Genomic DNA, 11,597 nt, shown 5'->3' on the forward strand with positions numbered 1-11,597 from the left:
TTTTCTCTATTTTTTAAAAAATGGTAAACCTAAATCCGCAATCTTTTCAGCAGGTACCTTCATGCCATCCTTGATCCATTTTAGAAGGACAGAGACGATGGCCGAGCTCCAGAAGGAATGAAGATAAGAGCTGACGCCTTTTGATTTTCCGTGGTATTTTTCCAGAAATTCCTGCATGGCTTGGACAAAGATTTTTTCCAGATGGTAATCCAAGGCCAGTTGAATCACTCTGGCTTCCTTTCTGGCCTCGCGGAAAAGGTGAACCCAGACCAGATAAAGGTCTGTCTTTAAATCATAATGATGGAGTTGTTCCATGATATTGTGAACGCTCCGTTTGAAAACGCTCTCTAAAATTTCCTCTTTGGAATCATAATTGCGATAAAAGGCCGCACGCGAAACGCCTGCACGTTTGACCAATTCAGAAATACTAATCTTGGTCAAGTCCTTTTTTTCCAAAAGTTGCAAGAGGGCTGTTTCGATGGCTTCTCTAGTTAATAAATTGGATTCTTGGTTTGATTTTCTTAGATTTTCAAGTGATTTTTCAGAGATTCTACGTTCAGACATAACATTTTCTTTCTACTTGTCACAACAGACGGATAAGGCTTTTGTTTCAAGGGCTTTCATGATATAATTGTAAAAAAAGACAGAACCTTTGTCAATGTATAAATGGCAAAGATGGAGAATTTCTATGACTTGGAAGATTATTGCTGACTCTGGTTGTGATTATCGTCAGCTGGAAACACCAGCTATTGACACGACCTTTGTCAGTGTTCCCTTAACCATTCAAGTAGCTGATCAGGTCTTTGTGGATGATGCCAGTCTTGATATTGACCAAATGATGGAAACCATGTATGCAACTGCAGAAGCTTCAAAATCAGCTTGTCCAAGCCCAGATGATTATTTGCGAGCATTTGAAGGAGCCAAAAACATTTTCCTAGTAACCATCACAGGGACTCTTTCTGGCAGTCACAATAGTGCTCAACTGGCTAAGAATATTTATCTGGAAGAACATCCTGATACTAAGATTCATGTGATTGATAGTTTGTCTGCTGGTGGGGAAGTTGACTTGCTCGTAGAAAAATTAAACGACTTGATTGACCAGGGCTTATCTTTTGAAGAAGTGGTTGAAGCTATCACTGCCTATCAAGAAAAAACCAAGTTGCTCTTTGTCCTAGCTAAAGTCGATAACTTGGTGAAGAACGGCCGTTTGAGCAAGCTGATCGGTACGGTAGTTGGCCTGCTCAACATCCGTATGGTTGGAGAAGCTAGTGAAACTGGAACTCTCGAATTGCTACAAAAAGCAAGAGGACCAAAGAAATCGATTCAGGCAGCCTATGAAGAGTTGATAAAAGCTGGCTATGCTGGTGGACGCATCGTCATTGCTCACCGCAATAATGATAAATTCTGCCAACAGTTCTCAGAGCTCTTACGTGAAACATTCCCACAAGCTGAAATCAAGATTATCCCAACCTCTGGACTCTGCAGTTTTTATGCAGAAGAGGGTGGACTCCTCATGGGATATGAAATTGATTGATTACATTCTTGACAAGAGGTGACCATCATCTCTTGTTTTTTATGGTACAATACTTTTATGAAACATTTTGACACTATTGTAATCGGGGGAGGCCCGGCTGGTATGATGGCTACGATTTCCAGTAGCTTTTATGGGCAGAAAACCCTTCTCATTGAAAAAAATCGAAAACTTGGAAAAAAATTAGCTGGTACTGGTGGTGGGCGCTGCAACGTGACCAACAATGGAACTCTAGATGACCTATTAGCTGGCATCCCTGGAAATGGCCGCTTTCTATACAGTGTCTTTTCCCAGTTTGATAACCATGATATCATCAACTTTTTTACTGAAAATGGCGTAAAACTCAAGGTCGAAGACCATGGCCGCGTCTTTCCAGCCAGTGACAAATCTCGGACCATTATCGAAGCTTTGGAAAAGAAAATGATTGAACTTGGTGGGCAAGTTGCCACTCAAACAGAGATTGTTTCGGTTAAAAAGATTGACGACCAGTTTGTCCTTAAGTCTACAGATCAAACCTTCACTTGTGATAAACTCATTGTCACAACTGGTGGAAAATCCTATCCTTCAACTGGTTCGACTGGTTTTGGTCACGAGATTGCTCGCCACTTCAAACACACTATTACCGAACTTGAGGCTGCTGAAAGTCCTTTGTTGACAGATTTTCCACATAAGGCCTTACAGGGAATTTCCCTAGACGATGTGACCCTAAGCTATGGCAAGCATGTCATCACTCATGACCTACTCTTTACCCACTTTGGTTTGTCAGGTCCTGCTGCGCTACGCTTATCTAGCTTTGTAAAGGGTGGGGAGGTGCTCTCGCTAGATGTTTTGCCACAACTTTCTGAGAAGGACTTGGCTGCATTTCTAGAAGAACATCGGGAAAAATCTCTAAAAAATGCCTTAAAAACTTTGCTTCCAGAACGCTTGGCAGAATTTTTTGTCCAAGGATATCCTGAAAAAGTCAAACAACTAACTGAAAGAGAACGCGACCAACTGCTCCAGTCTATCAAGGGACTCAAAATCCCTGTAACTGGAAAAATGTCCTTGGCTAAGTCTTTTGTCACCAAGGGTGGCGTCAGTCTTAAGGAAATCAATCCTAAAACGCTGGAAAGCAAACTGGTTCCTGGCCTTCACTTTGCAGGAGAGGTCCTAGATATCAACGCCCACACAGGTGGCTTTAACATCACTTCTGCCCTCTGTACTGGCTGGGTGGCAGGCTCAAACTTAATCTATAAATGATTTAGTATCTAAGGATGTTAGATAAGAAAGGAACTACTTTGGAACATATTATTTTACTAAGAGGCGTTACTCCTAACGGAAAAAATGCTATCCCGAAAATGTCTTATTTGGTAGATATTTTGACAGAAGCTGGTTTTCAACACGTTCGAACCTATATTCAAAGTGGGAATATCATTCTTGAGAGTGACTCAGATTTAGAAGAAATACGAGAACGCGTTCATACTTTGATAAAGGAAAAAATTGGGGCCGACTTAAAAATGGTTATCAAGAATAAGAACGATTTTGAAAAGATTGTTCATGAGAATCCATTTAAAGAAGACTATCTTCATGATCGTGTGCATGTAATTCTTTATCAAGGACTTATCCAAAGTCTGCCACTAGAAAAATTGAAAACTGACTACGGCGAGGAAGAAATCTGTGTAGGCGATTACTGTCTCTACCTCTATCTTCCTAGAACTGCAAAACAAAAAAAGCTCAATACCAACTATCTTGAAAAATTGTTTGGCGTGGTTCTGACCATGCGAAAGTTAAACGTAGTTGAAAAACTATTAACCAAATAGTACTTGAAACCAGAAAAAATCAGCAGAGGTAACTCCGCTGATTTTTATTTTGTCTGTGTCTGAACGTAAGCCGCAATGACATCTGATGTGTACTGGGCTGTACCAGGTCCAAATTTGTCAATGTTCTCCTTAAACTCAGGGTTGTAGACGTATCCTTTACCGATATGTCCGAAGACTTCAATAGAGCAGTCAAATCCATAAGTGCGAATGGCTTGCAAGAGTTTGCCTGCTTCTTCTTGGTTTTCAGACGCTGTTATCGGTAGACCAGCTTGAAGATTTTGTGCCAATGTTTGAAAGACTTGATTGAAGGCAGCCGTAGCCTCATCTTCGCGGCCTTTTTGGCGCTCGAGCGCTTCTCCCATGACTTCTTGTCCATATTTCTCTACCGCCTCTTGGTGGTATTTCTGATGGTCTTGATAACTAAATCCAGTGAATTTTTCCTCAATGGTCATTTTTCTTTCTCCTTTTTGTTCTTGAATGGTTTTTTGCAAGGTGGAAATCAAGGTATCCAGATGTTGCCTTTCTCGAGTTAGATAGTCCAACTGTCTGGTCAAATGGGGCAATAAATCTGTCCTTTCTTCCTTTAACAGCTCTGCTATTTTTTCTAAAGAAAAGCCTAGATATTTATAGTAAAGAATAACCTGAAGGCGTTCTAAATCCTCCTGACTGTAGGTTCGATAGCCATTTTCCGATTTTAAAGGAACCAAAAGTCCTATCTTATCGTAGTGGTACAGGGTCTTGACAGAGACACCCGAAAGCTGCGCAGCTTCTTTTATATGGTACATGATTTCCTCCTTACACTAATAGTATAACCCCTCCCCTTAGGTCAAAGTCAAGCGTTTTTGCTAAATCTTTAAACTTTTTGAGAAGGGGCTAAAAGCCTGAAAATGGTTTTCTTGACAGACCTTAGAAAACATGATAGGATAGTCAAGTCTATCAATCAAAAGGAAGGCTCATTTTGAGTACTGATGAGGCTATTTGCCAAGGGCAGTGGCTTTTTCTTTTGGAACACTAATTTTAGGAGTTTAACTATGTCTGAAAAATCGCAATGGGGCTCAAAACTTGGCTTTATCCTTGCCTCTGCTGGTTCTGCTATTGGTCTTGGAGCCGTTTGGAAGTTCCCTTACATGACTGCCGCCAACGGTGGGGGAGGCTTTTTACTGGTCTTTCTCATCTCAACAATTTTAATTGGTTTTCCACTTTTACTTGCTGAGTTTGCTCTTGGTCGAAGTGCGGGCGTGTCAGCAATCAAAACCTTTGGAAAATTAGGTGATAACAAGAACTACAACTTTATCGGTTGGATTGGTGCCTTTGCCCTTTTCATCCTCTTATCTTTCTACAGTGTTATCGGGGGATGGGTTTTAGTTTATCTAGGTATCGCTATTGCTAAAGCCTTCCAAGTTGGGATTAGCAGTGATTATGCCCAGCTCTTCACAGATATTATTTCAAATCCTTGGATTGCCCTTGGGTCTCAAGCTCTTTTTATCTTCCTAAACATCTTTATTGTATCTAAGGGAGTCCAAAAAGGAATTGAAAGAGCATCGAAAGTTATGATGCCCCTCCTCTTTATCATCTTTGTCATTATTATCGGGCGCTCTCTTAGCTTGCCAAATGCTATGGAAGGTGTCGTATACTTCCTCAAACCTGACTTTTCAAAACTGACCAGTGCTGGCCTCCTCTATGCTCTGGGGCAATCTTTCTTTGCATTATCGCTCGGTGTTACGGCCATGTTGACCTATGCTTCTTACCTAGATAAGAAAACCAATCTGGTCCAATCAGGTATGTCTATCGTTGCCATGAACATTTCTGTATCAATCATGGCAGGACTCGCTATTTTTCCAGCTATGTCAGCATTTAATATCCAGTCTGAAGGTGGTCCGAGTCTCCTCTTTATCGTCTTGCCCCAACTCTTTGACAAGATGCCTTTTGGAACCATTTTCTACATCCTCTTCCTCTTGCTCTTCCTCTTTGCGACGATTACTTCTTCTGTCGTGATGCTGGAAATTAATGTTGGAAATATCACAGACCAAGATAACGAAAAACGTAATAAATGGAGTCTTATTTTAGGTATCTTGACCTTTATCTTTGGTATCCCTTCGGCCCTATCTTACGGTGTCATGGCGGATGTTCAAATCTTTGGGAAAACCTTCTTTGATGCTATGGATTTCTTGGTTTCCAACCTTCTCATGCCTTTTGGTGCTCTCTGCTTGTCTCTTTTTACAGGCTATATCTTTAAAAAGGCTCTTGCTATGGAGGAACTCCATCTTGATGAAACACCGTGGAAACAAGGATTTTTCCAAGTCTGGCTCTTCCTTCTTCGTTTCATCATTCCAATCATCATCATCGTGGTCTTTATTGCCCAATTTATGTAAATACAAAAAAGGACTTGAGTAATGAACTCAGGCCCTTTCTTTTTATGGATGGCTAACAATCAATTCCAAATCTTGCCCTTCCAGAGTCCAAGCATCAACATCACTTGGCAAGATAAAGTGGCTACCTTTTTGGATTGAATATTCCTTACCGTCTACAATGAGCTGACCTTGACCAGCCAAGACACTCAATAAGCTGTAGTCAGCTGTCTTTTCGAAGTCAACTTTTCCAGTAATTTCCCACTTGTAAACTGCAAAGAAATCATTAGAGACAAGTAAAGTTGAACGCAAATCATCTGCTTTGACAGTCACAGGACGGCTATTTGCAGGCTCACCGATATTTAAAACATCGATGGATTTTTCAAGATGAAGCTCGCGCAAGTTGCCATTATCATCCTTGCGGTCAAAGTCATAGACACGGTAGGTTGTATCACTAGACTGTTGCGTTTCAAGGATCAAGATTCCCGCACCGATGGCGTGCATAGTCCCACTTGGTACATAGAAGAAATCTCCAGCCTTAACAGGGACTTTGGTCAGCAAGGCATCCCAGTTCTTGTCTTCAATTTGCTGGCGGAGTTCTTCCTTAGACTTGGCATTGTGGCCATAGATAATCTCAGAACCTTCATCTGCGGCGATGATGTACCAGCATTCAGTTTTTCCGAGTTCGCCCTCATGCTCTAGTCCATAAGTATCGTCTGGATGAACTTGAACACTGAGCCAGTCATTGGCATCAAGGATTTTGGTCAAAAGTGGAAATACTGGCTCTGGACGGTTGCCAAACAACTCACGGTGTTCCGCATATAAAGTAGCGAGGTCTGTTCCTTGATAGTGGCCATTGGCTACCTTAGACACTCCATTTGGATGAGCTGAGATCGCCCAATATTCTCCGATTTTTTCATTTGGAATGTCGTAGCCAAACTCATCACGTAGCTTAGTCCCACCCCAGATTTTTTCTTGCATTACAGAATTTAAAAATAATGGTTCTGACATCTTGATCTCCTGTCTGATTTTTCTCCCCTCATTATAGCAAAAAAAGAGTTCGAATTGAACTCTTTTTCCTATCTTATAAAGTAGGGAGAAGATTTTGTAAAAATAGTGAACAAATGTGCTCTACTCAATACTTGCACCATTGCTGGCAATGACATCCTTGTACCAGTAGAAGGACTTCTTCTTGCTACGTTTGAGAGTTCCATGACCAGCATTATCACGATCCACATAGATAAAGCCATAGCGCTTGTTCATTTCGCCTGTTCCAGCTGAAACCAGATCGATACAACCCCAAGTTGTATAACCAAGCAAATCTACCCCATCTTGATAAATAGCATCTCGCATAGCCTTGATGTGGGCCTCTAGATAAAAAATCCGATAGTCATCTGCTACATAACCATTCTCATCTGGTGTATCCATAGCACCGAGACCATTTTCTACGATAAACATAGGCTTTTGGTAACGATCCCAGATGGCATTGAGGGTGATACGAAGCCCCAGTGGGTCAATCTGCCATCCCCATTCTGAGGATTCAAGATAGGGATTTTTGAGAGAGGCAAAGACATTTCCAGCTGTTAATTCTTTAACTTTTGGATCCCCTGAGGCCACTCGACTCGCATAGTAAGAGAAGGAAACAAAGTCAACAGTGTAATTCTTCAACAAGTCTAGATCCTCTGCTGTCATCTGAATCTCAATCCCCTCACGCTCCCACTGCTTCTTGGCATAATTTGGGTATTCCCCACGCGCTTGAACATCAATGAAGAAGTAACTCTTGCGGTCTTCCTCCATAGCAACCCAGTAGTCTCTTGGATGGGCTGTGTTAGGATAATACTGCCCTGCTGCCAACATACATCCAACCTTGTTTTCTGGGTCAATTTCATGGGCAAGCTTAGTCGCCAGAGCTGAAGCTACCAGCTCATGGTGAGCTGCTTGGTATTTGACTTGTTCTTGATTTTCACCTTCTTCAAAATAGAGACCAGCTCCCATAAAGGGAGCATGAAGAATCATATTAATTTCATTAAATGTTAGCCAGTACTTGACCAAGCCCTTGTAACGGATAAAGAGTATGCGACAGAGATTCTCATAGAAGTCCAACATACGACGATTGCGCCATCCACCGTATTCTTCAATTAAGTGCATGGAGCAGTCAAAATGGGTGATAGTCACCAGAGGTTGGATCCCATACTTGTGGCACTCCTTAAATAAGTCTTCATAAAAGGCTAGGCCAGCTTCATTTGGCTCGCTTTCGTCGCCCTTAGGAAAAATCCGAGTCCAAGCAATGGAAAGCCGATAGGTTTTAAAGCCCATCTCCGCAAAAAGGCCAATATCTTCCTTGCAATGATGGTACATATCAATGGCTTCTTTTGCTGGGTAAAAATAGCCCTCCTCAAACGAAAACATCTTTTTCTGACCAGTGATAATGGCTTCACGATCTGGACCAATGGGGACCACATCCACGTTGGCCAATCCACGCCCATCTATATTATAAGCCCCCTCACATTGATTAGCTGCTGTAGCACCGCCTCAGAGGAAACCCTTTGGAAATTGTAGTCTTTCTGTCATCACTTTACCTCACTTAATTTGATAGTTCTATTATACTAAAAAGGGGACAAAAAGTTTGGAACTATCTGGGTAATGACGGGGCTGAGCTTGCTTTTATATATACGAAAAAAGACTGAAATCAGTCTTCTTTTTAAATCAAAGCTGTGATAGCCGTTACTAGACCAAAGACAATACCTGGTGCATTGGCAGCAGCAAGGGGAATATCTCTTTCCTTCTTGAAAAGACCGTAGTAAACCCAGAGACTACAGTTGATGGCTGCAACCAAGGGCTGGATAAAATTCCCTTTTTGACCAGCCAGGTTGTTCATAATTTGTGGGAAGTAAGATACGTACATCATAACAGACATGAAGGTCGCTACCCAACCCAAAACTTTCATTTGTTTTTCAGACATTTTCAAACCTCTTTCATTTTTTATGAATCATATTTTATAATCTTTTTTCAAAACAATCAAGACTTTGAAGCTTTTGTTATGAAGATGTAAACTCTCACAATCTTGTGATAAGAAAGAGGAAACAGAAAAAGACCGGATTGCTCCGATCTGTTTGATTCATAAAATGTAAAAATGAATAGCTTTTGTCAATTAATGGATTGATTAATCGTCAGTAAGCCATGGTTAATTATTGCTGCAATATCTTCAAGACCATGCAAAATAAAACTTCCTATAATTAGTCCTATAATAACTGAACAGATAATCATGGTCAAACAGATTAGATAAACATCCTTTTTTTTCATCTCTTTCCTCCTAATGAAATAAGAAAATCTACTTGCTACAGCTATGTAAAAAATGTTTCTCCTTTCCATATCAGTTATAGTTTCTATTATTATATTTTTATTATAAAGTTTTAAGAAAGCGCTGTCAACTATTTATATGCAATTGCTTTATATTAAAAAGACCGGATTGCTCCGATCTTTCAATAGTCCATATTCTCATATACTGTTTTAAGAATCATTAAGGTTAACGTCAAATGACTGAGCTCCTTATTTCATACGATAAAAATCAATCACTAAACCAGCAGGCCCTTTAACTAATAAGGACTCTGTTCCCCAATCCGTTTCACAAGGACCGTGTAAAATTTCGACACCGATATCTTTTAAACGTTTGCAGTTCTGGTCTACATCCTCAACCTCGATATGAAGAATGATTCCTGACTGAAAATTTTCCAAAGGAATCAAATGATTTTGGGACAACAAGAGACAGTGACTGCCAATCGTGAACTGAGCAAAACCGTCATCAACATAATCGGACTTTTTATCCAAAATACGCTCCAGGTCAGCACAGACTTGGGGAACATTTGAAACGATAATATCTAATTGATTTAAATTCATTTACTATCCTCCATAAAAAGACCGGATTGCTCCGATCTTTTTAAGTTCCACAAAGGAATTATTTAATTGCGCGTGATTGCAATCCTTCTTCTTCCAAGAAGAGACGGAATGGTACAAGCTCTTCAGCTTCGTATTTTTCCTTGAAGGCTTTGATAGCTTCTTCTGAGTGTTGTTTTGGATCCAACTCAAGTACTTCTACTGGAAGTGGACGGTGTGGAGTGATGTGAGCATCGATCACAACAGTTTTACCTTCTTTGTTCAATTTAACAGCTTCTGCAACAACTGCATCGATGTCTTCGATACGGTCAACTGTAAATCCTACAGCACCTTGCGCTTCAGCAATTTTCGCGTAGTCAGCGTTTGTGAAGTCACAACCAAACAAGTGTTTGTTTGTGTCTTCGTATTTGTCCTTGATGAAGGCATATTTACCATTTGAGAAGACAACGTTGATAACTGGAAGGTCATATTGAACGTTTGTGATAACGTCTGGGTAGCACATGTTGAATGCACCGTCACCCATGATGTTCCATACTTGGCGATCTGGATTGTCTTTCTTAGCAGCAATACCACCAGGAAGGGCAATACCCATTGTCGCAAAGAGTGGAGATGTACGCCACATGTTCTTAGGTGTCATGTGAAGGTGACGAGTAGATGTTTGAGTAGTGTCACCTACGTCGATTGAGTAGATAGCGTCTTGATCAGCATGTTTGTTGATTGCATTGTAAACTTGGTACAATTGCAATTCACCCTCAGTTTTACCTTCGAGTTTGTTCATGTAATCACGCCAGTTTTGGTTGTTCTTAACGTTTGCACGCCACCATGGAGTTGATTCAACTGGATTCACTTTGTCAAGGATAGCTTTGGCTGCTTGACCTGCGTCACCAAGGATTGAAGCGTCAAGGGCATGACGTTTAGCAAGTTTGTAAGGGTCGATATCGACTTGGATGAATTTTTCAGTGTTCTTGAATGCTTCGTAAACTTCAGCAAATGGGAAGTTTGAGCCAAGGAAAAGAACTGTGTCTGCTTCAAAGACCACTTCGTTGGCTGGTTTCCAACCAACACGGTAAGCAGAACCTGTCAAACCTTCATAGTTCCATTCAAAGGCTTCAAAGTTTTTACCAGTTGTGATGATTGGTGCTTTGATTTTACGTGACAATTCAGTGATCACTTCACCAGCTTTCACACCACCGTAACCAGCATAGATAACTGGACGTTCAGCATTGTTCAAGATTTCAACAGCTTTGTCGATTTCAACTTCGTTCAAGGCAGGAGCGATGAATGAACGCTCGTATGAACCTGATCCGTAGTATGAGTTTTCGTCGATTTCTTGGAAACCAAAGTTTACTGGAATTTCAACAACAGCTGGACCTTTTTTAGAAACTGCAGCACGACAAGCTTCGTCAATCACTTTTGGCAATTGCTCAGCGTAAGCTACACGTTTGTTGTAAACAGCGATACCGTTGTACATTGGGTTTTGGTTAAGTTCTTGGAAGGCATCCATGTTGAGTTCGTTAACTGGACGTGATCCAAGGATTGCTAGGAATGGAGTGTTATCCATAGCTGCATCGTAAACACCGTTAATCAAGTGAGTCGCACCTGGACCACCTGAACCAACTGCAACACCGATAGAACCGCCGAATTTAGCTTGCATAACCGCTGCAAGAGCACCTGTTTCTTCGTGGCGAACTTGCAAGAAGCGGATATCTTTATCTTCAGCCAAAGCGTCCATCAATGAGCTGAGTGTTCCTGATGGGATACCGTAGATTGTATCTACACCCCATGTTTTCAATACGTTAAGCATTGCTGCAGATGCAGTAATTTTTCCTTGAGTCATAATGATAACTCTCCTTCAAATATTTTTAAATCTACTGAAAAAGGTTTCATATAGTTTTTGAAAACGTTTCAGTAAATTTTTACTCTACTAATTTATCACATTTCGTTCGACTTTACTAAGAATCTGCTCAGAAGTTTTTATTCTCTATTACAGTACAGTTTGAAAATGTTTTTAAATTCTGTTTTATA

11 protein-coding genes and 1 pseudogene are annotated in these 11,597 nt (G+C 40.8%); 4 read left to right on the forward strand and 8 right to left on the reverse strand.

Annotated features, from left to right (window positions below; translation table 11 throughout):
• Positions 1 to 6: 6 nt before the first annotated feature.
• Positions 7 to 564, reverse strand: a complete 558-nt coding sequence (locus D2908_RS08355; protein WP_000004131.1) for a TetR/AcrR family transcriptional regulator — start codon at positions 562 to 564, stop codon at positions 7 to 9.
• A 124-nt stretch (positions 565 to 688) separates the two neighbouring features.
• On the opposite strand from D2908_RS08355, the gene D2908_RS08360 reads away from it, so the two are divergent.
• Genes D2908_RS08360 through D2908_RS08370 form a run of 3 tightly spaced genes read left to right on the forward strand, consistent with a single transcriptional unit; the run spans position 689 to position 3,330 of the window.
• Complete coding sequence (locus D2908_RS08360; protein ID WP_117306316.1) at positions 689 to 1,534, forward strand: DegV family protein; 846 nt, start codon at positions 689 to 691, stop codon at positions 1,532 to 1,534.
• Between the two features lie 57 nt (positions 1,535 to 1,591).
• Positions 1,592 to 2,770 (forward strand): NAD(P)/FAD-dependent oxidoreductase, encoded by a 1,179-nt coding sequence (locus D2908_RS08365; RefSeq protein ID WP_117306318.1) that lies wholly within the window; start codon positions 1,592 to 1,594, stop codon positions 2,768 to 2,770.
• Between the two features lie 38 nt (positions 2,771 to 2,808).
• Positions 2,809 to 3,330, forward strand: coding sequence for a DUF1697 domain-containing protein (locus D2908_RS08370; RefSeq protein ID WP_042767777.1), 522 nt, complete (start codon positions 2,809 to 2,811; stop codon positions 3,328 to 3,330).
• Positions 3,331 to 3,374: 44 nt separating this feature from the next.
• On the opposite strand, the gene D2908_RS08375 is transcribed toward D2908_RS08370, so the two are convergent.
• On the reverse strand, positions 3,375 to 4,115 hold the full coding sequence (locus tag D2908_RS08375; RefSeq protein WP_117306320.1) for a MerR family transcriptional regulator: 741 nt from the start codon (positions 4,113 to 4,115) through the stop codon (positions 3,375 to 3,377).
• Positions 4,116 to 4,361: 246 nt separating this feature from the next.
• Between D2908_RS08375 and D2908_RS08380 the strand changes: the two genes are divergently transcribed.
• Complete coding sequence (locus D2908_RS08380) at positions 4,362 to 5,702, forward strand: sodium-dependent transporter (protein ID WP_117306322.1); 1,341 nt, start codon at positions 4,362 to 4,364, stop codon at positions 5,700 to 5,702.
• Between the two features lie 42 nt (positions 5,703 to 5,744).
• Here D2908_RS08380 and manA read toward each other — a convergent pair whose 3' ends face one another.
• The 6 genes and pseudogenes from manA to spxB all read right to left on the reverse strand — a co-directional run bounded on the left by manA (position 5,745) and on the right by spxB (position 11,409).
• Positions 5,745 to 6,689 (reverse strand): mannose-6-phosphate isomerase, class I, encoded by a 945-nt coding sequence (gene manA / locus D2908_RS08385; protein ID WP_117306324.1) that lies wholly within the window; start codon positions 6,687 to 6,689, stop codon positions 5,745 to 5,747.
• 120 nt (positions 6,690 to 6,809) lie between these two features.
• Positions 6,810 to 8,249, reverse strand: a pseudogene (locus D2908_RS08390) (6-phospho-beta-glucosidase).
• Between the two features lie 130 nt (positions 8,250 to 8,379).
• Positions 8,380 to 8,640 carry a SemiSWEET family transporter gene (locus D2908_RS08395; protein ID WP_001291476.1) on the reverse strand — a complete coding sequence of 87 codons (261 nt, stop codon included), beginning with the start codon at positions 8,638 to 8,640 and terminating at the stop codon, positions 8,380 to 8,382.
• 185 nt (positions 8,641 to 8,825) lie between these two features.
• Positions 8,826 to 8,981, reverse strand: a complete 156-nt coding sequence (locus tag D2908_RS09965; protein WP_165847479.1) for a hypothetical protein — start codon at positions 8,979 to 8,981, stop codon at positions 8,826 to 8,828.
• A gap of 246 nt (positions 8,982 to 9,227) precedes the next feature.
• Complete coding sequence (locus D2908_RS08400) at positions 9,228 to 9,575, reverse strand: VOC family protein (protein ID WP_117306326.1); 348 nt, start codon at positions 9,573 to 9,575, stop codon at positions 9,228 to 9,230.
• Between the two features lie 58 nt (positions 9,576 to 9,633).
• Positions 9,634 to 11,409, reverse strand: a complete 1,776-nt coding sequence (gene spxB / locus D2908_RS08405; RefSeq protein ID WP_117306328.1) for a pyruvate oxidase — start codon at positions 11,407 to 11,409, stop codon at positions 9,634 to 9,636.
• Positions 11,410 to 11,597: the final 188 nt, after the last annotated feature.

The organism is Streptococcus sp. LQJ-218 (assembly GCF_003428885.1).
Taxonomy (GTDB): domain Bacteria; phylum Bacillota; class Bacilli; order Lactobacillales; family Streptococcaceae; genus Streptococcus.

Excerpts from the sequence above, each read along its gene's own strand:
- D2908_RS08360 (WP_117306316.1), top strand. The coding sequence starts at position 689 with ATGACTTGGAAGATTATTGCTGACTCTGGTTGTGATTATCGTCAGCTG.
- D2908_RS08400 (WP_117306326.1), bottom strand. The coding sequence starts at position 9,575 with ATGAATTTAAATCAATTAGATATTATCGTTTCAAATGTTCCCCAAGTC.
- D2908_RS08365 (WP_117306318.1), top strand. The coding sequence starts at position 1,592 with ATGAAACATTTTGACACTATTGTAATCGGGGGAGGCCCGGCTGGTATG.
- D2908_RS09965 (WP_165847479.1), bottom strand. The coding sequence starts at position 8,981 with ATGAAAAAAAAGGATGTTTATCTAATCTGTTTGACCATGATTATCTGT.
- spxB (WP_117306328.1), bottom strand. The coding sequence starts at position 11,409 with ATGACTCAAGGAAAAATTACTGCATCTGCAGCAATGCTTAACGTATTG.
- D2908_RS08395 (WP_001291476.1), bottom strand. The coding sequence starts at position 8,640 with ATGTCTGAAAAACAAATGAAAGTTTTGGGTTGGGTAGCGACCTTCATG.
- D2908_RS08375 (WP_117306320.1), bottom strand. The coding sequence starts at position 4,115 with ATGTACCATATAAAAGAAGCTGCGCAGCTTTCGGGTGTCTCTGTCAAG.
- D2908_RS08380 (WP_117306322.1), top strand. The coding sequence starts at position 4,362 with ATGTCTGAAAAATCGCAATGGGGCTCAAAACTTGGCTTTATCCTTGCC.
- manA (WP_117306324.1), bottom strand. The coding sequence starts at position 6,689 with ATGTCAGAACCATTATTTTTAAATTCTGTAATGCAAGAAAAAATCTGG.
- D2908_RS08355 (WP_000004131.1), bottom strand. The coding sequence starts at position 564 with ATGTCTGAACGTAGAATCTCTGAAAAATCACTTGAAAATCTAAGAAAA.